The following is a 21,653-nucleotide window of genomic DNA, read 5'->3' as shown; positions in this document are numbered from 1 at the left end:
CGATGCGGCTGGGCGCCGTGATCATCACCATGGGCAACCGCCCCGACGACCTGAAGGCCCTGATCGACTCGGTGGCCCGCCAGGAGGGCGACCCGGTCGAGGTCGTCGTCGTGGGCCAGGGCGTGAAGGTCACCGGCCTGCCCGAAGGGATCCGCACCGTCGACCTGCCCGAGAACCTGGGCATCCCCGGCGGGCGCAACGTGGGCATCGACGCCTTCGGCCCCGGCGGCTCCGACGTGGACGCGCTGCTGTTCCTCGACGACGACGGCCTGCTGGAGCGCACCGACACCGCCGAGCTGTGCCGCCAGGCCTTCGCCGAGGACCCGGGGCTCGGGATCGTCAGCTTCCGGATCGCCGACCCTGAGACCGGCATCACCCAGCGCCGCCACGTGCCCCGGCTGCGCGCCTCCGACCCGATGCGCTCCTCGCGCGTGACCACCTTCCTCGGCGGCGCCAATGCCGTCCGCACCAAGGTGTTCGAGCAGGTCGGGGGCCTTCCGGCGGACTTCTTCTACGCGCACGAGGAAACCGACCTGGCCTGGCGGGCCCTCGACGCAGGGTGGTCGATCGACTACCGGGCGGACATGGTGCTGCTGCACCCGACCACCGCCCCCTCCCGGCACGCGGTTTACCACCGTATGGTTGCCCGTAATCGGGTGTGGCTCGCCCGCCGCAACCTGCCCGCTCCTCTGGTCCCGGTCTACGTGGGCGTCTGGCTCCTGCTGACGCTCCTGCGCAAGCCCTCGGGACCGGCGCTGAAGGCCTGGTTCGGCGGTTTCCGGGAGGGGTGGACGACTCCCTGCGGTCCCCGCCGCCCGATGAGATGGCGTACGGTCTGGCGGTTGACCCGTCTGGGCCGACCACCTGTCATCTGACCAGCCCGCGTCTGCGAACATGACGCGATCATGGGCCTCGTGCCACCGGCCTGATGCCCGACCTGGCCGCATCTTGAAGACGAAAGTTTCAACTTGTGAGTGACACAACCCACGACGGCGCCCTCGCCACGAGCATGCCGCCGTCCGCCGACGCGGGACTGAGCCCCGCGGAGCTCGCCAGGAAGTACGGCCTCTCGGTGAGCGGCGCCCGGCCCGGTCTGAGCGCGTACGTGCGCCAGCTCTGGGGCCGGCGCCACTTCATCATGGCGTTCTCCCGGGCCAAGTTGATGGCGCAGTACAGCCAGGCGAAGCTCGGCCAGGTCTGGCAGGTGGCGACCCCGCTGCTGAACGCCCTGGTCTACTACCTGATCTTCGCGCTGATCCTCAATGCGGACCGCGGCATGCAGAAGGGGGTCTACATCCCCTTCCTGGTGATCGGGATCTTCGTCTTCACCTTCACGCAGAGCTCGCTGATGGCGGGTGTCCGGGCGATCCCCGGCAACCTCGGCCTGGTCCGCGCGCTGCACTTCCCGCGCGCCTCCCTGCCGATCTCGTTCTCGATGCAGCAGCTCGGGCAGCTGCTCTACTCGATGATCGTCGTGTTCATCGTCGTGATGGCCTTCGGGAACGTCCCGAAGCTGTCCTGGCTGCTGGTCGTCCCCACGCTGGTGCTGCAGTTCGTCTTCAACACCGGCCTCGCCATGATCTTCGCGCGGATGGGCTCCAAGACGCCCGACCTCGCGCAGCTCATGCCGTTCGTGACCCGTACGTGGATGTACGCCTCCGGTGTCATGTTCTCGATCAGCACGATGCTCCAGGACAAGCCGGCGTGGATCGCCGACGCGCTCCAGTGGAACCCCGCCGCGATCTACATGGACCTCATCCGGTTCGCGCTGATCGACAACTACGGGGCGGAGAACCTGCCGCCCCACGTCTGGCTCTTCGCGGTCGGCTGGGCCGTCGTGATCGGCCTCGGCGGCTTCGTGTACTTCTGGAAGGCTGAGGAGCGTTACGGCCGTGGCTGAGAACAACCAGGGGCGCGTCCCCACCGTCATCGCCGACGGCGTGCACATCGTGTACCGCGTGAACACGGGCAGCTCCGGCAAGGGCAGCGCCACCGCGGCGCTCAGCAAGATCATGCGCCGGGGCAAGGGCGACGCACCGGGCGTCCGCCGGGTCCACGCCGTGCGCGGGGTCACCTTCACGGCGTACCGCGGCGAGGCCATCGGCCTCATCGGCTCGAACGGCTCCGGCAAGTCGACCCTGCTGCGGGCCATCGCGGGTCTGCTCCCCTGCGAGGAGGGCAAGGTCTACACCGACGGCCAGCCCTCGCTGCTGGGCGTGAACGCGGCGCTGATGAACGACCTCACCGGTGAGCGCAACATCGTCCTCGGCGGTCTCGCGATGGGAATGAGCCGCGAGCAGATCAAGGAGCGCTACCAGGACATCGTCGACTTCTCGGGCATCAACGAGAAGGGCGATTTCATCTCCCTGCCGATGCGCACCTACTCCTCCGGTATGGCGGCGCGTCTGCGTTTCTCCATCGCGGCGGCGAAGGACCACGACGTCCTGATGATCGACGAGGCGCTCGCCACCGGTGACCGCAGCTTCCAGGTGCGTTCCGAGAACCGTATCCGGGAACTGCGGGAGAAGGCCGGCACGGTCTTCCTGGTGAGCCACAACAACAAGTCCATCCGCGACACCTGCGACCGGGTGCTGTGGCTGGAGAAGGGCGAACTCCTGATGGACGGGCCCACGGAGGAAGTCGTCTCGGCCTACGAGAAGGCGACCAACGGCTGACCGCGAACCGGTTCCGCCCGGGCCCCCGCCGCTTCACGCGGCGGGGGCCTCGGCATGTTTTCCGTATTCCGCGGCGACATTCAGTGGCGCGACGAATACCCGGGCGGCCGTCGCGGCGTTGTACAGCGTAAGCTGATGCGGTCCTGAATCGAGCCAAGAGGGGACGATTCCCCACAGGTGAGCGGCCCGTGGAGAGTTCCGGGCGCAGCCCCCGGGATACCCCGGCGGCGTGTCCGAAATAGGATGTATTGGGTCGGCAGTGTAGAACGGGAGATGTGACGGCAATGGCTACGGGAATTCTCCGGCCCCCAGGCTCTACGGCCGTCCCCGCCCCGGGCGGCGGGCGGTGACCCCGGGGCACGGCATCCGTACCTCGTCCGGCACCGTCCACGTGCGCGCCACCCTCGACAAAGCGGCCACGGAGAACTTCCCCGTCGCCCCCGTCTTCCTTCCCCGCGCCTGGCGCGACGGCCTGACGGCGGTCTACGGCTACGCCCGCCTCGTCGACGACATCGGAGACGGCGACCTCGCCCCCGGCGGGCTCGACGCCGTGCTCCTCGGCCTCGACCCGGCCTCCGCCGACGACCGGCCCGCCATGCTCGACGCCCTCGAGGCCGACCTGCTGCGCGTCTTCGGCGGCACGGACGGCCCGCCCCGGCACCCGCTGCTGCTGGACCTCCAGCCCGTCGTCCGCGCCCACGGCCTGACCCCCGAGCCGTTCCTCGGGCTCATCGAGGCCAACCGCCAGGACCAGCACGTCGCGCGCTACGAGACGTACGGGGACCTGCTCCGCTACTGCGAGCTCTCCGCGAACCCGGTCGGCCGCCTCGTGCTCTCGATCACCGGAACGAGCACCCCCGAGCGAATCCGCCTCTCCGACGCCGTGTGCACCGCCCTGCAGATCGTCGAGCACGTCCAGGACGTCGCCGAGGACCTCGGCCGCGACCGGATCTACCTCCCCGCCGAGGACATGCGGCAGTTCCACGTCACCGAAACCGACCTGGCCGCCCCGTCCGCCGGCGCGGCCGTGCGCTCCCTGATCGCCTACGAGTGCGAGCGCGCGCACGAGCTGCTGAATGAAGGCACCCCGCTCGTGGGTAGCGTGCACGGCAGGCTCAGGCTGCTGCTCGCGGGATTCGTGGGAGGGGGACGCGCCGCCCTGCGAGCCGTCACCGCCGCCGGTTTCGACGTACTCCCCGGCCCGCCCAAGCCCACCAAGAGCGGCCTGCTCCGCGAGGTGGCCGCCGTCCTGCGCACCGCGCCGAGAAAGGGGTGAGCCCGACCGTGGAGGGAACCGCACACGTGTCCGCACCCGTCCAGGCGGCCTACGGCTACTGCGAGGCCGTCACCGGATCGCAGGCGCGCAACTTCGCGTACGGCATCCGCCTGCTGCCCACCGACAAGCGGCAGGCGATGTCCGCGCTGTACGCCTTCTCCCGGCGGGTCGACGACATCGGCGACGGCACGCTGCCGCCCGAGGCGAAGCTGGTCCGGCTCGAGGAGACCCGGGCGCTGCTCGGCCGGATCCGGGCCGAGGAGGTCGAGGAGGACGACACCGACCCGGTCGCCGTCGCCCTCGCGCACGCCTCCCGCCGCTTCCCGATCCCGCTCGGCGGCCTCGACGAACTCATCGACGGCGTCCTGATGGACGTCCGCGGCGAGACCTACGAGACCTGGGACGACCTCAAGCTCTACTGCCGCTGCGTGGCCGGAGCCATCGGGCGGCTCTCGCTCGGCGTCTTCGGCACGGTGAACGCCGCGGGCCCCGGCGCCGCCGAGGCCGAGCGCGCGGCGGAGTACGCCGACACGCTCGGCCTCGCCCTGCAGCTCACCAACATCCTCCGCGACGTCCGGGAGGACGCGGGCAACGGGCGGACCTACCTGCCCGCCGAGGACCTCGCCAAGTTCGGCTGCGGGGAAGGCTTCCACGGGGACCGGGCCCCCGCCGGCTCCGACTTCCCCGGGCTCGTCCACCACGAAGTCCGGCGCGCCCGCGCCCTGTTCGTCGAGGGCTATCGGCTGCTGCCCCTGCTCGACCGGCGCAGCGGCGCCTGCGTGGCCGCCATGGCGGGCATCTACCGGCGCCTCCTCGACCGCATCGAGCGCGAGCCGGAGGCGGTGCTGCGGGGCCGCGTCTCGCTCCCGCCGCACGAGAAGGCGTACGTCGCCGTCCGCGGCCTCTCGGGCCTCGACGCCCGCACCATCGCCCGCCAGGTCTCCCGGAGGCGACCCTGATGCCCGCGCCGACGCTCACCGCTGCCGGCCGCACCATCCAGCCCGCCCGGCATCCGAGGACCCGGTCCGGGGCGGGTGTTCCAGCCCGTCCGGCGTTCGAGGGCCGGGGTCTGGGGCGGAGCCCCAGGGAACGGTGGAAGGGCGGGTCGGGGACGGCTCCGCGCAGCGGCACCCACAGCCGGGCCGCAGGGTGGGCCGCCGGGCCCGGGCGCGCGCCGGGGCACCTCCTCGGCCGTCGAGGGTTTCCAGGGGCCGGAGCAGCCGAGGGCGGCTGCGTTCGACGCCCTGCGGGGGCGCCCCGCCGCACACCCGACCCCGACGGCACGGGAATGTCCCTGGGGGAGGCCCGCAGGGCACGCGCGTTCGACGCCCCGCGGGGGCGCCCCGCCGCACACCCGGCCCCGGCGGCGCCGGGTGCTGCCCGGGCAACCGCTCCGGCGGCGGGCGCGTCTCTCGCGGCGGGCGCTCCCGGACCGCACCGCAACACGGAGGAGGGTGCATGAGCGGCAGCGATACCCGCGGCAGCGACAGCCGCGCCGTCGTCGTCGGCGGCGGCCTCGCCGGGGTCACCGCCGCGCTCGAACTCGCCGACGCCGGGCTGCAGGTGACCCTCCTCGAAGGCCGCCCCCGGCTCGGCGGGCTCGCCTTCTCCTTCAAGCGCGGCGAACTCACCGTCGACAACGGCCAGCACGTCTACCTGCGCTGCTGCACCGCCTACCGCTGGTTCCTCGACCGCGTCGGCGGCGCCGCCCTGGCCCCCCTGCAGGACCGGCTCGACGTACCCGTGCTCGACGTGGCCCACCCGCGCGGCCCGCGCCTGGGCCGGCTGCGCCGCAGCGCCCTGCCCGTGCCCCTGCACCTGGCCGGTTCGCTGGCCCGCTACCCCCACCTCTCCCTCGCCGAGCGCGCGAGCGTCGGCCGCGCCGCCCTCGCGCTGCGCCGGCTCGACCCCGCCGACCCGGCCCTGGACGGCGTGGACTTCGCGACCTGGCTCGGCCGCCACGGCCAGTCCGCGCGGACCGTCGAAGCCCTCTGGGACCTCGTCGGCATCGCCACCCTCAACGCCACCGCCCAGCACTCCTCACTGGGCCTGGCCGCCATGGTCTTCAAGACCGGCCTGCTCTCCGAGAACGGCGCCGCCGACATCGGCTGGGCCCGCGTACCCCTCGGCGACCTGCACGACACCCTCGCCCGCAAGCAGCTCGACGCGGCCGGCGTACGGACCGGGCTGCGCACCCGCGTCACCGGCATCAGCGCCGTCCCCGGGGGCACCTGGCGGGTCGACACCGAGGGCGAATCCCTCGACGCGGGCACCGTCGTCCTCGCCGTCCCGCAGCGCGAGGCACACGGACTGCTCCCCGCCGGGGCCCTCGCCGACCCCGACCGGCTCCTGGACATCGGCACCGCGCCGATCCTCAACGTCCACGTCGTCTACGACCGCAAGGTCCTGCGGCAGCCCTTCTTCGCCGCCCTCGGCTCGCCGGTGCAGTGGGTCTTCGACCGCACCGACTCCTCCGGACTGCCCGACGGCGGCCAGTACCTGGCGCTGTCCCAGTCCGTGGCCCAGGACGACATCGACGAACCCGTCTCCGTGCTGCGCGCCAAGTACCTCCCCGAGCTGGAGCGGCTGCTGCCCGCCGCGCGCGGCGCCAAGGTACGGGACTTCTTCGTCACCCGGGAGCGGACGGCCACGTTCGCCCCCACCCCCGGCGTCGGCCGGCTGCGCCCCGGGGCGCGGACCGACACGCCGGGGCTCTACTTGGCCGGTGCGTGGACTGCCACCGGTTGGCCCGCGACCATGGAGAGCGCCGTCAGGAGCGGACTGAGCGCGGCACACGCCGCACTCGCCGCCCTCGGCCGCCACCGCGAACACCCTCTGCAGGAGGCGGCATGACGACCATCAGCACGACCGCAGCACGTACAGGAACCAGAGGAGAGCCAGTGAACCCGGGTAATCCGGCTGTCGAGAACACGGGTGCCGGTGTGGGCACGGCCGGAGGGGGCGTCGAGACGGCCGACACGCTCGCCCTGCTCGAGCGCGGCCGCACGCTGTCGACCCCCGTGCTCCGTGCCGCCGTCGACCGGCTCGCGGCGCCCATGGACACCGTCGCCGCCTACCACTTCGGCTGGATCGACGCCCAGGGCAACCCGGCGGACGGCGACGGCGGCAAGGCCGTGCGCCCCGCCCTCGCACTGCTCTCCGCCGAGGCCGCCGGCGCGCCCGCCGAGGTCGGCATCCCGGGCGCCGTCGCGGTCGAGCTCGTGCACAACTTCTCGCTGCTGCACGACGACCTGATGGACGGCGACGAGCAGCGCCGCCACCGCGACACGGTGTGGAAGGTGCACGGACCGGCCCAGGCGATCCTGGTCGGCGACGCGCTCTTCGCCCTCGCCAACGAGGTGCTGCTGGAACTCGGCACGGTCGAGGCGGGACGCGCCACGCGCCGACTGACCACCGCCAGCCGCAAGCTCATCGACGGCCAGGCGCAGGACATCTCGTACGAGCACCGCGAGCGCGTCAGCGTCGAGGAGTGCCTGGAGATGGAGGGCAACAAGACCGGCGCCCTGCTCGCCTGCGCGGTGTCCATCGGCGCGGTGCTCGGCGGCGCGGACGACCGCACGGCCGACAAGCTGGAGGAGTACGGCTACCACCTGGGCCTCGCCTTCCAGGCCGTGGACGACCTGCTCGGCATCTGGGGCGACCCGGAGGCCACCGGCAAGCAGACGTGGAGCGACCTGCGCCAGCGCAAGAAGTCCCTGCCGGTCGTCGCCGCCCTGGCGGCGGGCGGGCCGGCCTCGGCCGAACTGGCCGAGCTGCTCGCGGCGGACGCGAAGAGCAGCGACTTCGAGAACTTCTCCGAGGAGGAGTTCGCGGCCCGCGCGGCGCTCATCGAGGCGGCGGGCGGCCGCCAGTGGACGGCGGACGAGGCGCGCCGCCAGCACGCGATCGCGATCCGCGCGCTGGACGAAGTGGACATGCCGCAGCGGGTGCGCGAGCAGCTGGTCGCACTCGCCGACTTCGTCGTCGTGCGCAAGAGGTGACCGCCACCCGACGGCGGATATGACTCGCGAGTCGCCGGCCGGCGCCCATGCGCCGGCCGACGGCAGACCCCAGCACAGCAGAGGACCGACTGCACGAAGGGGAAGCCATGACAGCGACGACCGACGGCAGCGCGGACCGCGCCGACGCCGGCAGCGAATTCCGACCCGGCCGCCCGGGCCCGGACCCGGTGGGTGCGGCCGCACCGGGTCCGGGCCCCGGTGCGCCGGAAGCCGGCCGCAGGGCTCCGGCCGGGCGGGCCGAGGCCGGCGCCACCGGGCAGCGTGCCCCGGAGCCGGGCCCCGCGCGGCCCGGAACCCCGCGCACCAGCTCGGAGGGCCTGGCCGGCCCGGAGGGCGGGCTCGGCCGACCCGGGCCGTCGCCAGGCAGCCACGGCCCACGGCCCGGCGCGGCGGAGCCGCTCGAGCCGCGGGACGGGCCGGAGCCCGCGACCGGGGCGCCGGCCCGCCCGGCCTCTGGCCGTGGCGACGGGCCGGGTGCGTCGACGTCGGGCGCGGCCGCGCCGGGAGCCGGGCGGGGTCCTGCCGGGCATGGAGCCGGTCAGGGAGCCGACGCGGCGACGGCGGAGCCGCCCGCGCCGCCCGCCGGCCCGGAGCCCGCGGAGGTGACCGGGCCCCAGGCCCGTCCGGCCTCCGGCCGTGGCCCGGGGGGGACCCCCGCGGGGTCCGGACCGGTCCCGGAGGCCGGGCCCCGGGCCGGGTACGGCGTGCCGGAGTGGGGCGGGACCTCGGAAGCGGGCCCGCGCGAGCCGCAGGACGCGGGGACGCTCGCCGCGCAGGAGGCCGCCCGGCGGGCGACGCGGCACCTGCTGGAGCGGCAGGACCCCGCCGGGTGGTGGAAGGGCGACCTGGAGACCAACGTCACCATGGACGCCGAGGACCTCCTGCTGCGGCAGTTCCTCGGGATCCGCGACGAGGCCACCACCCACGCCGCGGCCCTCTTCATCCGCGGTGAGCAGAACGAGGACGGCACCTGGGCCACCTTCCACGGCGGGCCGCCCGAACTCTCCGCCACCATCGAGGCGTACGTCGCACTGCGCCTCGCCGGGGACGCCCCCGACGCCCCGCACATGGTCCGGGCCTCCGCCTGGATCCGGGCCCACGGCGGGATCGCCGCCGCCCGCGTCTTCACCCGGATCTGGCTCGCGCTCTTCGGCTGGTGGAGCTGGGACCACCTGCCCGAACTCCCGCCCGAGCTGGTGTTCCTGCCGCCCTGGGTGCCGCTGAACATCTACGACTTCGGCTGCTGGGCCCGCCAGACCATCGTCCCCCTCACCGTGGTCTCCGCGATGCGCCCGGTCCGCCCCGCCCCCTTCGCCCTGGACGAGCTGCACACCGACGCCCGCACGCCCTACCCGGCCGCGCGGCTCGCCCCGGCCACCACCTGGAACGGCGCCTTCCAGCGGATGGACAAGGCTCTCCACGTCTACCGCCGCTTCGCCCCGCGCCGGCTGCGCAAGGCCGCCATGGCCGCGGCCGGCCGGTGGATCGTCGAACGCCAGGAGAACGACGGCTGCTGGGGCGGCATCCAGCCCCCCGCCGTCTACTCGGTCATCGCCCTGCACCTGCTCGGCTACGACCTCGGCCACCCCGTGATGCGCGCCGGGCTGGAATCCCTGGACCGCTTCGCGGTCTGGCGCGAGGACGGCGCCCGCATGATCGAGGCCTGCCAGTCCCCGGTCTGGGACACCTGCCTCGCCGCGATCGCGCTGGCCGACGCCGGTCTGCGCCCCGACCACCCGGCGCTGGTGAAGGCCGCCGACTGGATGCTCGGAGAGGAGATCGTCCGCAGCGGCGACTGGGCGGTGCGCAGGCCCGGACTCGCCCCGGGCGGCTGGGCGTTCGAGTTCCACAACGACACCTACCCGGACATCGACGACACCGCCGAGGTCGTCCTCGCGCTGCGCCGGATCGAGCACCCGGACCCGGCCCGCGTCGAGGCCGCCATCGCCCGCGGCGTCTCCTGGACCCTCGGCATGCAGTCCGGGAACGGCGCCTGGGCCGCCTTCGACGCCGACAACACCAGCATCCTCCCCAACAAGCTGCCCTTCTGCGACTTCGGCGAGGTCGTCGACCCGCCCTCCGCCGACGTCACCGCCCACGTCGTGGAGATGCTCGCCGTCGAGGGCAAGGCGGGACTCGCCCGCACCCGGCGCGGCATCGCCTGGCTGCTCGCCGAACAGGAGCCGGAGGGCTGCTGGTTCGGCCGCTGGGGCACCAACTACGTGTACGGAACGGGGGCGGTGGTCCCGGCCCTGACCGCCGCCGGCCTCGCCCCTTCGCACGCCGCGATCCGGCGGGCCGTGCGCTGGCTGGAATCCGTACAGAACGAGGACGGCGGGTGGGGCGAGGACCAGCGCTCCTACAAGGACCGCTCCTGGGCCGGGAAGGGCGAGTCCACCGCCTCGCAGACCGCGTGGGCGCTGATGGCCCTGATGGCGGCCGGCGGGCGGGACACCAAGGCCGTGGAGCGCGGCATCGCCCACCTCGTACGGACGCAAGGCCAGGACGGCTCCTGGGACGAGCCGCACTTCACGGGCACCGGCTTCCCCTGGGACTTCTCCATCAACTACCACCTGTACCGGCAGGTCTTCCCGCTCACCGCGCTCGGCCGCTACCTGCACGGAGAGCCGTTCGCCGCAGCCGGAGAGCCCTGATGTCCGCCGCCGGGGCGGACCGGTCCGAGAACCCGGACCCGCTGCTGGTCGCCTGCGCCCTGCGCATCGAGCAGGCCGCACTGCGCAGCGCGGGCCGGGGCGCCCCGCAGGCGTACGGGCTCCTGCGCACCGGCATGGGCCCGCGCGCCGCCGAGCGGGCCGTCGGCCGGGCCCTGGAGGGACCGGGGATGGACCGGGCGGCCGTCCTCGCGACCGGGTTCTGCGCCGGACTCGTCCCCGGCATGCACCCCGGCGACCTGGTCGTCGCCGAGGAGACCCGGGACCCGCAGGGGACCGTCACCTGCACCGGAACCGCCCTGCTCGCCGAAGCGCTGGCCCGGGCCGCCCCCGGCCGGACCGTGCACACCGGCGCACTGACCGGATCGGACCACGTCGTCCGCGGCCAGGAGCGCGCGCAGCTGCGCGCCACCGGCGCGATCGCAGTCGACATGGAGTCGGCGTCCACCCTGTGGACCGCGACCCGCGGCCCCGGTCCTCCGGCAGGAGGGGGACGTCCGGTTGCGGCCGTCCGGGTGATCGTGGACGCTCCGGAACACGAGCTCGTCCGTATCGGCACGGTTCGCGGTGGAATATCGGCCTTCCGTGTTCTCCGTGCCGTGCTGCCCGCGTTCTACGACTGGCACCGTTCTTTGCTGCTCCCCAGGAGGTGAGCCAGATGGCCATGCCGCTGCGACAGTCCATCAGGGTCGGGACCTATCTTCTCGAACAGAAGCTCCGCAGGCGTGAGAAGTTCCCGCTGATCGTCGAACTCGAACCGCTCTACGCCTGCAACCTCGCCTGCGAAGGCTGCGGGAAGATCCAGCACCCCGCCGGAGTGCTCAAGCAGCGCATGCCGGTGGCCCAGGCGGTCGGCGCCGTGCTGGAATCCGGCGCGCCCATGGTGTCCATCGCGGGCGGCGAGCCCTTGATGCACCCGCAGATCCACGAGATCGTCCGACAGTTGGTGGCGAAGCGGAAGTACGTCTTCCTCTGCACGAACGCGATGCTGCTGCGCAAGAAGATCGAGAAGTTCACGCCGTCGCCGTATTTCGCCTTCGCCGTGCACATCGACGGCCTGCGCGAGCGGCACGACGAGTCCGTGGCCAAGGAAGGCGTCTTCGACGAGGCGGTCGCCGCCATCAAGGAGGCGAAGCGGCGCGGATTCCGGGTGACCACCAACTCCACCTTCTTCAACACCGACACCCCGCAGACGATCATCGAGGTCCTGAACTACCTCAATGACGACCTGAAGGTCGACGAGATGATGATCTCGCCCGCCTATGCATACGAAAAGGCTCCCGACCAGGAGCACTTCCTGGGTGTCGAGCAGACCCGCGAACTCTTCAGGAAGGCGTTCGCGGGCGGCAACCGCCGGCGGTGGCGGCTCAACCACTCCCCGCTCTTCCTGGACTTCCTCGAAGGAAAGGCCGATTTCCCCTGCACGGCCTGGGCCATTCCGAATTACTCCCTCTTCGGCTGGCAGCGGCCCTGCTATCTGATGAGCGACGGCTACGTTCCCACCTACCGGGAACTGATCGACGACACGGACTGGACCAAGTACGGCCGCGGCAAGGACCCGCGCTGCGCCAACTGCATGGCGCACTGCGGGTACGAGCCCACCGCGGTCCTCGCCACGATGGGCTCCCTCAAGGAATCCCTCCGCGCGGCCCGCGAGACGGTCCGCGGCAACCGGGACCAGTCGGCATGACAGCGGAGTCACGAGGGGGGAAGGGCTTCGACCTCGGCGCCCTGCTGGCCGCGCGCGGGGCGGAGCGGTACGAACTGCACGCCAGGCACCTCAACCACCAACTGCCCCGGATGCTGCACACCATCGGCTTCGACAAGGTCTACGAGCGGGCCGAGGGCGCCCATTTCTGGGACGCCGAGGGCAACGACTACCTGGACATGCTGGCCGGCTTCGGGGTGATGGGCCTGGGCCGGCACCACCCCGTCGTACGTCAGGCCCTGCACGACGTCCTGGACGCCCAGCTCGCCGACCTCACCCGCTTCGACTGCCAGCCGCTGCCCGGGCTGCTGGCCGAGAAGCTGCTCTCCTACAGCCCCCACCTGGACCGGGTCTTCTTCGGGAACAGCGGCACCGAGGCCGTGGAGACGGCCCTGAAGTTCGCCCGGTACGCCACCGGGCGGCCGAGGATCCTCTACTGCGACCACGCCTTCCACGGCCTGACCACGGGCTCGCTCTCGGTCAACGGGGAGAGCGGCTTCCGCGACGGCTTCGCCCCGCTGCTCCCCGACACCGGGATCGCGCTCGGGGACCTGGCCGCCCTCGAGCGGGAGCTCCGCAAGGGAGACGTGGCCGCCCTCGTCGTCGAGCCGATCCAGGGCAAGGGGGTCCTCGCGGCCCCGCCCGGATTCCTGTCCGCCGCGCAGGAGCTGCTGCACCGGCACAAGGCGCTGCTGATCGCGGACGAGGTGCAGACCGGGCTGGGACGTACCGGCGACTTCTACGCCTACCAGCACGAGCCGGGTGTGGAGCCGGACCTGGTGTGCGTGGCCAAGGCGCTGTCGGGCGGCTACGTGCCGGTCGGGGCGACCCTGGGAAAGGACTGGATCTTCAAGAAGGTCTACTCCTCCATGGACCGGGTGCTCGTGCACTCCGCGAGCTTCGGCTCCAACGCGCAGGCGATGGCCGCCGGGCTCGCGGTGCTCTGGGTCATGGAGGACGAGGAGGTCGTGGCCAACGCCCGGGCGATGGGCGACCTGCTGCGCGGGCGGCTGGCCGCGCTCGTGGACGGGTACGAACTGCTCCACGAGGTCCGCGGGCGCGGGCTGATGATCGGCATCGAGTTCGGCCGGCCGTCCTCGCTGGGGCTGCGCAGCCGCTGGACGATGCTCCAGGCGGCCCGCAAGGGGCTCTTCGCGCAGATGGTCGTGGTGCCGCTGCTCCAGAAGCACCGGATCCTGACCCAGGTCTCCGGGGACCACCTCGAGGTGATCAAGCTCATCCCGCCGCTGATCGTGGACGAGCGGGACGTCGACCGGTTCGTCGGGGCCTTCCGCGCGGTCATGGACGAGGCGCACGGCGGGTCGGGGCTGATGTGGGACTTCGGCCGGACCCTGGTCAAGCAGGCGGTCGGCAACCGCTGACCGGCGGGAAGCGGGCCGACGGCCGCGGGAAGGGCGGGAGGGGAGCGCGCCGACGCGCTCCCCTCCCGCCCCTCCGTCAGTCGAGCAGCCGCTCGCGCAGACGGCTCCGGGTCCCGGGCGTGAGCCCGAGGCCCTGTTCCAGGTAGCGGTCCACGCCGCCCCAGGTCTCGTCGATGGTGTCGAAGGCCGCGACCAGGTACTCGGCGCGGGCGTCGAAGAGCGGGGCGAGCAGCTCCATCACCTCGGGGGAGCGGGCCTCGGCGGAGTCGTCGCTCCGGCGGACCCGGTAGCGGCGGTGCGGGGCGTTCGACTCCAGGTAGTCCGCGACGATCGCCTCGCGCTCCACGTCCAGCGCGAGCAGGGTGACGGCGATCGACAGGCCGGCCCGGTCCTTGCCGGCGGCGCAGTGCATCAGCGCCGGGACGCTGTCCTCGGCGAGGGCGTGCAGGACCCGGCTGTGCTCGGCGGTGCGGTTCTTGATCATCGCCCGGTACGAGTTCGTCATCCGGGCCGCGGCCTTCCCGTCGCCCAGGATCGAGCGGAGCTGCTCGAGGTCGCCGTCGCGGACCATCTTCCAGAACTCGCGGCCGTCGGCCGGATCCGAGAGCGGGATGTTCACGTTCCGCACGCCGGGCAGGTCCACGTCCGGGCCCTCCAGCGCGTGGTCGGCGCCGTTGCGGAAGTCGAACACGGTGTGCAGGCCGAGCGAATCGAGGAATTCCGCATCGGTTTCAGTGGCATGTGCGAGATGTCCGCTTCGATACAGTCGTCCCGTCCTGACCCTTCGTCCATCGGAAGTCGGCAATCCGCCCACATCGCGGAAATTGCGCACTCCGGACAGTTCCGGCTCCTGTATCTGCTGGGTCAAGGGAAGTCCTCCGCTTCGTGATCCTGCTCGTGGGTGCTCTGTCCGAATTACACTACTTGGCGACAACTTGCCATAAGTGGAGGCGAGATCGGGCGCGTCCCCGTGAGCCAGATCATACGGTGACCGTGAGTGCCTGATCGCGAAAGCCGAATGCCTGCGCCGGCGCGGTTGTTGGCGGGCGGGAATGGACGCAGGGTGACCAGCATTCCCCCGGTTTCCCGTGCCTGTGATTCCGTCAGGAAATTCACGGCTTGTTCGGTGCGGCCTTTTGGGATTACGTTCGCGACCGATCCGGGTGGATCGCCGAATCCTGCCGCCGCCCGGAAACCGCACTCGACCATTCACGCGCGGCAGGAGCGGGGGAACCAGGTAAGCCGCTGTCCCGGAAGTCAGCTCCGGGACGGCTAGGGGTGAAGCCGTACATGGTCCGTTCATGTACCGCCGGACATCTCCAGTCCGAACCCGACAGCTCACCTCGCAGGCGCCGGAGAGGAATTCGACATGCCTGCAAAGGGTAAGCACCGCCGCCCCAAGTCCCTTTCGATTTCGCGCGGCTTCGCCGTCGCCGGCACCGGTGGTGCGGCCCTCGCGCTGCCGCTGATGGGTGCGGCCGGCGCCCAGGCGGCCGGTGCCCCGGCCGCCGCGACGACGGCCACGGCCACCGTGGCCCCCGCGGCTGCCCCGCAGGTCCCCGCCGCGCTCCGGGCCGAGTCCGCCGCGCCGACCGTCTACACGGTCGTGCCGGGCGACTACCTCTCCAAGATCGCCGCCGAGAGCCACCTGTCCGGCGGCTGGCAGCAGCTCTACGCCGACAACCGCGAGGCGGTCGGCAGCAACCCCGACCTGATCCACCCCGGCCTGAAGCTGAACCTCGGCGGTGCGGGCGAGGCGGCTCCGGCGGAAACCGTCCCGGAGGCGGCTCCGGAAACCGCTCCGGAAACCGCTCCGGAATCGGCTCCGGAATCGGCTCCGGAGACCGCCCCGAAGACCGCTCCCAAGACGGCCCGGAGGACCGCTCCGCAGGCGGCCGAGCAGGCCGCCCCGGCGCAGAAGGAGTCCCCGGCCGAGGCCCCCGCGGCCAAGACCTCGGCCTCCGGCTTCGTGGCTCCGCTGGCCAGCACCGGCGTCTCGACCCAGTACAAGGTCGCGGGCAGCATGTGGTCCTCCGGCTACCACACCGGTGTCGACTTCATCGCGAGCTCCGGCACCACGGTCCGGGCCGTCGGAGCCGGCACCGTCGTCTCCGCCGGCTGGGGCGGCGCGTACGGCAACGAGGTCGTCATCCGGCACGCGGACGGCATGTACTCGCAGTACGGCCACCTCTCCTCGCTGTCCGTCTCGGTCGGCCAGAGCGTCACCGCAGGCCAGACCATCGGCCTGTCCGGTTCCACCGGCAACTCGACCGGCCCCCACCTGCACTTCGAGATCCGCACGGGCCCCTCCTACGGCTCCGACACCGACCCGCTGGGCTACCTCCGCTCGAAGGGCGTCAGCATCTGACGGCAGCCGCCGCCGGAGCACAGGCACGCGTGGGGCCGGGACCCGAGGGGGGTCCCGGCCCCACGTGTACGTATTCCTTATCCCCCGGGTGGTAAAGATCACGGCCCGTCAACCCCTCATTACGTTGGCGTAGGTTGGTTACGAGAGTGAAGGATGTCGTCTCGTGGCAGCGACGACGACGAAACCCAAGACCATCGGCTCGTACGCGGCGATCGGGGACAGCTTCACCGAGGGCGTGGGGGACCCGGGACCCGGGGACACTTATCTCGGCTGGGCGGACCGGCTCGCCGTGCTCCTGGCCGACCAGCATCCAGAAGGCGAATTCCGGTACGCGAACCTGGCCGTGCGCGGCAAACTCCTCGACCAGATCGTGGCCGACCAGGTCCCGCGGGCCAAGGCGCTCGCACCGGACCTCGTGACCTTCTGCGCCGGCGGCAACGACATCATCCGCCCCGGCACCGACCCGGACGACGTGGCCCAGCGGTTCGAGGCGGCCGTCGCCGACCTCACCGGAGCCGTCGGCCGGGTCGTGATCACCACCGGCTTCGACACCCGGGGCGTACCGGTCCTCAAGCACCTGCGGGGCAAGGTGGCGACGTACAGCGTCCACGTGCGCGCCATCGCCGACCGCTACGACTGCCCGGTGCTCGACCTCTGGTCCCTCAAGTCCGTACAGGACCGCCGGGCGTGGGACACCGACCGGCTGCACCTGTCGCCCGAGGGGCACACCCGGGTCGCGCTGCGGGCCGCGCAGGTGCTCGGACTGGACGTGCCGGCCGACCCCGACCAGCCCTGGCCGCCGGAGCGCCCGCGCGGCTCGGTCGACGTGACCCGCGACAACATCCACTGGGCGCGCGAGCACCTGGTGCCCTGGATCGGCCGCCGGCTGCGCGGCGAGTCCTCCGGGGACCACGTCGAGGCGAAGCGGCCGGACCTGCTGCCGCTGTAGACGGGGGAGCCGGGACACTGCCCGGGGCCGCCGGGGGACGACACGCGCGGGGGATGCGGAATCCTTCGGGGCCGGTGTGCGTTGGGATGCTCGTAGACCGACGAACATCCCCACCGCACCCTCATACCGACCGCACCGTCCCTGGAGGCGCCTTGACCGGCTCTCGTCCCCTGCGTCCCCGGCTGCGCGCCCTGCGGCCCGAAGCCTTCGGCGCGGACCCCTCGGGCGCGCGGCTGGAGCGGATCCGCCGCTCGCCGAACTTCGCCGACGGCGTCTTCCAGAATCCGGTCGGTGCCCGGAACAGGCCCTCCGGGTCGATGGCGGAGTTCGCCAAGATCTACTTCCACCGCGAGCAGCGGATCCGGCGGGCTCCGGCCGCACCGATCCCGGTCTACCCGACCACTCTCGCCGAGCTGGCGAAACCGCCGGTGAGCGGCCTGCGCCTGACCTGGATGGGCCACTCCAGCGTGCTCGCGGAGATCGACGGCCGCCGCGTGCTGTTCGACCCCGTGTGGGGCCAGCGGTGCTCCCCGTTCCCCTTCGCCGGTCCCAAGCGGCTGCACCCCGTACCGGTCCCGCTGGCCTCGCTGGGCACCGTCGACGTGGTGGTGATCTCGCACGACCACTACGACCACCTGGACCTGCCGACGATCAAGGCGCTGGCCGGTACGGACACGGTTTTCGCGGTCCCGCTGGGCGTCGGCGCGCACCTGGAGCACTGGGGGGTCCCGGCCGACCGGCTGCGCGAGCTCGACTGGAACGAGAGCACCAAGGTCGCCGGTCTCACGCTCACCGCGACCCCCGCCCGCCACTTCTGCGGCCGCGGCCTGCGCAACCAGCAGCACACCCTGTGGGCCTCCTGGGTCGTCGCGGGCGACGAGCACCGGATCTACCACAGCGGCGACACCGGCTACTTCCCCGGCTTCCGGGAGATCGGCGCCGAACACGGCCCCTTCGACGCCACGATGATCCAGATCGGCGCGTACTCGGAGTACTGGCCCGACATCCACATGACGCCCGAGGAGGGCATCCGCGCCCACCTCGACCTGCAGGGCGGCGCCCCGCACGGGGTGTTCCTGCCGATCCACTGGGGCACCTTCAACCTGGCACTGCACCCGTGGGCCGAGCCCGGGGAGTGGACGGTGGACGCCGCCGTGGGAGCCGGGCAGGCCGTGGCGGTCCCGAGGCCGGGCGAGCCCTTCGAGCCCGGGGGCGCCGTCCCCGTCGATCCCTGGTGGCGGCCGGTGGCCGAGTCCATCGCCCACCCCTGGCGCGACGGCGGCGTGCAGCCCGCCGCGGCTCCCGAAGCCGCTCCCCGGAGCGATCTGGACCTCGCGGGCGAGCGCTGACACGGCCGGCACCGCTGCCGACGCCCCCTCCGCCGGACCGGCCCGGGAAGCCGCAACCGGCCGGGAAGCCGCAACCGGCCCGGGAATCCGCAACCGGCCCCGCCGGGGCACCGCCGTGCGGCACGATGAGCCCAGCCGCGGCCCGTACCGGCCCGGCGCGGTTCGCGGACACCGAGGGGGCTCGGCATGTGGCAGGCCGTGGCGGGGGGCGGGCCCTGGGCGCTGCCGGTGGTGTGCGGCGCCTATCTGGCCATCGTGTTCATCACCAGCAGGGGACTCATAGCCGCCCCCCGCTACCGGCAGCTCCAGACGTGCATACGCGACACGCGCGCCCTCGCCTCCGTCCTCGGGGCGGCCGCCCCGGACGACACCGCCCGGGCCGCGGAAATAGCGGCGGTCACCGCCCGCCTCGACGACCTGGAGACCAACGGGACGGTGGCGTCGCGGCTCCTGCCCACCTCCTGGACCGTCGCGATCCCGCTGTCCAAACTCGCCGCCGCCTGGCGCGCCCTGCACAGCGCCGAACGCCGGCTGCTGCGCCTGCAGACCCCGGAGGAGAACTCCGCCCGGCTCCGCGCGCTCCGCATCCGGCTCGCCGCCTCCCCGCACCCCGGCGACGCACAGCTCGCCGCCGGCCTCTCCGCACCGGCCGCCGCCGGCCCCGAGGCCGGGGCCCTGCTGATCGCCGCCACCGAGCACCTCCACGAGCGGGAGGACACCGAGGCCGAGCAGGAGTACGAGCAGCAGCGCACGGCCCTGTGGCTGGCGGCCACCGGCCTCGGCGTGATCCTCCTGACCGGCCTCACCTTCGACCACCGGCCCACCCTCACTCTCGGCGCGCTGGGCGGCTTCCTCTCCCCGGTGGTCAGCGTGATGCGCTCGCAGCGCCCGGCCTCCTGGGGCGTCCTCGTCCTCGCCCCGGTCGGCGGCGCGCTCGCGGCGGTCGCCGGGCTCCTCCTCGTACGGATGCTCGCCGACCCGGAGCTCAACGTCCTCGGGCACGTCTTCCTCGACAACTCCTGGGACGCGCCGGACCGGCCCATCGCCCTCGCCATCGCCCTGCTCTTCGGCTTCTCCGGCACCCTCTTCTCACGGCTCGCGCTGACCGCCACCGGGCAGTTCGTCTCCGCTCCCGCCGGTGCGGGCACCGGGCAGCAGCCGTAGCTCCCGTCACAGGCCCCCGGAGACCGACGGTGCGTCAGGGACTCCGGGGCGGAGTCAGGGACTCCGGGGCGCCGCCCCGGAGCGCGACCCGCATATTCGGGCTGCCGTACGAGCGCTCCACCGGGAGCGGGAAGCACCCCCGCGAAGTTCCCCAACTGGCGCTCCGGGGCGGGACGGTGCGGTCTAGCGTGGGTATCCGGTGATCAACACCGGGCCCCGGGAGAACGCCGGGGGCCGGGCCCCACGTACCGAGGACGCTGATGTCCGGACTCCGCGCAGCCCGCCACGCCCCGTCGAGACACGCCGCCACCGGTCCCGGCCGGCAGATAAGGCCGCAGCTGATCCGCGCCGCCGTGCTGCCCACGCTCGCCGCCGCCCTGAGCGGGACCGCCGCGGTGATCTTCACGCTGCAGCTCGGCGGGGGAGCGGGCGACCGGGACGCCCGGCTGTGGCCCGTGCTCAGCGGCTGCGCCCTGCTGGTGCTCGGCGCCCTCGCCGCGGCGCTGCTCGGGGCCCAGCGCGCCGCCAAGGCCGTCCGGGACCGGTGCGAGGCGCTGCGCCGCTCCAGCGTGCGCGGCCGCCAGGAGCTGGGCACCGCGGCCGAGCGGCTGGAGCGGGGTGAGAGTGCGCCGCGTCCGCTGCGCGGTGGCGGTGGTGCGGCCGGGCCGCGGCTCGGCGCGGATCCTGCGGGCATCGACGAGTTCTGGCTGCTCTCCCAGGAGCTGCGCGGCGCCCGCGAGCAGGCGCACGCGACCCTCGTACGACTGGCCGGACCGGTGGCTCCGTCCGACAGCGACCGCAAGGTCGAGGTCTTCGTCAACCTCGCGCGCCGGCTGCAATCCCTCGTGCACCGGGAGATCTCGCTGCTGGACGACCTGGAGGACACGGTCGAGGATCCGGACCTGCTCAAGGAGCTCTTCCACGTCGACCACCTCGCCACCCGCATCCGCCGCCACGCCGAGAACCTGGCCGTGCTCGGGGGCGCCGCGTCCCGCCGCCAGTGGACCCGGCCCATCGACCTGAGCGAGGTGCTGCGCTCCTCCGTCGCGGAGGTCGAGCAGTACACCCGGGTCAAGGTGGTGCCGCCGGCGGGCGGCAGCGTACGCGGCCACGCCGTCGCGGACGTGGTGCACCTGCTGGCCGAACTGGTCGAGAACGCCACGGTGTTCTCCGCGCCCGACACCGATGTGGTGGTGCGGGCGGAGCGGGTCACCGCCGGGATCGCGGTCGAGGTGGAGGACCGCGGGCTGGGCATGCCGGCGGAGGAGCAGCACCGGATGAACGCGCTGCTCGGCGACCCCGACCAGATCAGCGTCCGGCACCTGCTCGCCGACGGGCGGATCGGCCTGTACGTGGTCTCGGCGCTGGCCCGCCGGCACGGCATCGCGGTCGAGCTGAAGTCCAACATCTACGGCGGTGTGCTCGCGGTGCTGGTGCTGCCGAAGGAACTCCTGGGTGCACCAGCGGCGACCCCGACGACGGCCCCGTCCCCCTGTCTGGAACCGGCCCGGGTCCCGGCCCCGTCCCCGGCGCGGCCTTCCACCGCCGTTCCGGCCCCTGCCCCTGCCCCCGCCCCCGCCCCCGACCCCGTCTCCCGCCTGCTCCCCGATCCGGTCCTGGGACCCGCCCTCGACCTGGGTTCCGGCCCCGGCCCCGGCGGCGGCCCGGGGGCCGGTCCCGAGGCCGGGGGCGGGGCCGTGGTGCCCTCGCCGCGTACGGAGGCCCCGGGGGGCCCGGTGCGCCGGCCCCGGCCCAGGGACGCCGCGGCGGCCACGCCCACGGGGGCCGCCGGAACCGATGCTCCGGCAGCGCACCCGCCGCTGCCGGTGCGGCGCACCGGGCCCGGTGCGGAGGCGGTCGGCGAGCCCGCCGCAGGTGACCCGGAAGCCGTGACGCGGCCCGAGCTGCCCCGCCGGCGGGCCCAGCAGCATCTCGCGCCGCAGCTCCGGGAGACGGCCCCCGCGCCCCGTCCCCCGGCCGACGACGCCGAGCGGCCCGTGCACGACCCCGGCCTGATGGCCGCCTTCCAGCGGGGCTTCGGCCTCGCGCAGTCGGAGAACCAGTCATGACCCTTCACAGCGGCAAGGA

At 73.2% G+C, this 21,653-nt stretch carries 17 protein-coding genes and 1 riboswitch; of the genes, 16 read left to right on the top strand and 1 reads right to left on the bottom strand.

Annotation, left to right across the window (positions count from 1 at the left end; translation table 11 throughout):
• Positions 1-2: 2 nt before the first annotated feature.
• From ACIGFK_RS02380 to ACIGFK_RS02330, 11 genes are all read left to right on the top strand, one after another.
• Positions 3-875, top strand: a complete 873-nt coding sequence (locus tag ACIGFK_RS02380; protein WP_376659318.1) for a glycosyltransferase family 2 protein — start codon at positions 3-5, stop codon at positions 873-875.
• Between the two features lie 95 nt (positions 876-970).
• Positions 971-1,900, top strand: a complete 930-nt coding sequence (locus tag ACIGFK_RS02375) for an ABC transporter permease (protein WP_376659314.1) — start codon at positions 971-973, stop codon at positions 1,898-1,900.
• Positions 1,893-2,675: an ABC transporter ATP-binding protein gene (locus ACIGFK_RS02370; protein ID WP_376659315.1), complete on the top strand. Its 783-nt coding sequence runs from the start codon at positions 1,893-1,895 to the stop codon at positions 2,673-2,675. The genes ACIGFK_RS02375 and ACIGFK_RS02370 overlap by 8 nt, the downstream gene beginning before the upstream one ends.
• A 346-nt stretch (positions 2,676-3,021) precedes the next feature.
• Entirely contained in the window at positions 3,022-3,951 is a 930-nt protein-coding gene (gene hpnC / locus ACIGFK_RS02365) for a squalene synthase HpnC (RefSeq protein ID WP_376659944.1), read from the top strand.
• Positions 3,948-4,910 carry a presqualene diphosphate synthase HpnD gene (gene hpnD / locus ACIGFK_RS02360; RefSeq protein WP_400050179.1) on the top strand — a complete coding sequence of 321 codons (963 nt, stop codon included), beginning with the start codon at positions 3,948-3,950 and terminating at the stop codon, positions 4,908-4,910. Before hpnC ends, hpnD begins: the two co-directional genes overlap by 4 nt.
• 499 nt (positions 4,911-5,409) lie before the next feature.
• A complete protein-coding gene (gene hpnE, locus ACIGFK_RS02355; protein ID WP_376662420.1) occupies positions 5,410-6,804 on the top strand; it encodes a hydroxysqualene dehydroxylase HpnE in 1,395 nt (464 codons plus the stop codon).
• 47 nt (positions 6,805-6,851) lie between these two features.
• Positions 6,852-7,952 (top strand): polyprenyl synthetase family protein, encoded by a 1,101-nt coding sequence (locus ACIGFK_RS02350; protein WP_376662419.1) that lies wholly within the window; start codon positions 6,852-6,854, stop codon positions 7,950-7,952.
• A 725-nt stretch (positions 7,953-8,677) separates the two neighbouring features.
• On the top strand, positions 8,678-10,627 hold the full coding sequence (shc, locus tag ACIGFK_RS02345; protein WP_376662216.1) for a squalene--hopene cyclase: 1,950 nt from the start codon (positions 8,678-8,680) through the stop codon (positions 10,625-10,627).
• Entirely contained in the window at positions 10,627-11,298 is a 672-nt protein-coding gene (locus ACIGFK_RS02340; protein WP_376662215.1) for a 1-hydroxy-2-methyl-2-butenyl 4-diphosphate reductase, read from the top strand. Before shc ends, ACIGFK_RS02340 begins: the two co-directional genes overlap by 1 nt.
• A gap of 5 nt (positions 11,299-11,303) precedes the next feature.
• Positions 11,304-12,335 carry an adenosyl-hopene transferase HpnH gene (hpnH, locus tag ACIGFK_RS02335; RefSeq protein ID WP_376662214.1) on the top strand — a complete coding sequence of 344 codons (1,032 nt, stop codon included), beginning with the start codon at positions 11,304-11,306 and terminating at the stop codon, positions 12,333-12,335.
• Complete coding sequence (locus ACIGFK_RS02330) at positions 12,332-13,735, top strand: aspartate aminotransferase family protein (protein ID WP_400050177.1); 1,404 nt, start codon at positions 12,332-12,334, stop codon at positions 13,733-13,735. The genes hpnH and ACIGFK_RS02330 overlap by 4 nt, the downstream gene beginning before the upstream one ends.
• A gap of 76 nt (positions 13,736-13,811) precedes the next feature.
• Here the strand turns inward: ACIGFK_RS02330 and ACIGFK_RS02325 are convergent, their stop codons facing one another.
• Entirely contained in the window at positions 13,812-14,603 is a 792-nt protein-coding gene (locus ACIGFK_RS02325) for a tyrosine-protein phosphatase (RefSeq protein WP_376658625.1), read from the bottom strand.
• A 291-nt stretch (positions 14,604-14,894) separates the two neighbouring features.
• Positions 14,895-15,100: riboswitch (cyclic di-AMP (ydaO/yuaA leader) on the top strand.
• A 4-nt stretch (positions 15,101-15,104) separates the two neighbouring features.
• On the opposite strand from ACIGFK_RS02325, the gene ACIGFK_RS02320 reads away from it, so the two are divergent.
• From ACIGFK_RS02320 to ACIGFK_RS02300, 5 genes are all read left to right on the top strand, one after another.
• The gene (locus ACIGFK_RS02320) at positions 15,105-16,103 is read left to right on the top strand and encodes a LysM peptidoglycan-binding domain-containing M23 family metallopeptidase (RefSeq protein WP_400050176.1); all 999 of its coding nucleotides are present in this window, start codon (positions 15,105-15,107) and stop codon (positions 16,101-16,103) included.
• Between the two features lie 163 nt (positions 16,104-16,266).
• Entirely contained in the window at positions 16,267-17,052 is a 786-nt protein-coding gene (locus ACIGFK_RS02315) for an SGNH/GDSL hydrolase family protein (RefSeq protein WP_376658623.1), read from the top strand.
• A gap of 152 nt (positions 17,053-17,204) precedes the next feature.
• Positions 17,205-18,401, top strand: a complete 1,197-nt coding sequence (locus tag ACIGFK_RS02310; protein WP_400050174.1) for an MBL fold metallo-hydrolase — start codon at positions 17,205-17,207, stop codon at positions 18,399-18,401.
• Positions 18,402-18,587: 186 nt separating this feature from the next.
• Positions 18,588-19,565, top strand: a complete 978-nt coding sequence (locus ACIGFK_RS02305) for a hypothetical protein (RefSeq protein ID WP_400050173.1) — start codon at positions 18,588-18,590, stop codon at positions 19,563-19,565.
• Between the two features lie 260 nt (positions 19,566-19,825).
• Complete coding sequence (locus tag ACIGFK_RS02300) at positions 19,826-21,634, top strand: sensor histidine kinase (protein WP_400050172.1); 1,809 nt, start codon at positions 19,826-19,828, stop codon at positions 21,632-21,634.
• Positions 21,635-21,653: the final 19 nt, after the last annotated feature.

This window comes from Streptomyces sp. NPDC085524 (assembly GCF_044541755.1).
GTDB lineage: Bacteria > Actinomycetota > Actinomycetes > Streptomycetales > Streptomycetaceae > Streptomyces.
The sequence above is the reverse complement of the archived record's forward strand: the minus strand, read 5'-3'. Positions and strand labels throughout refer to the sequence as shown.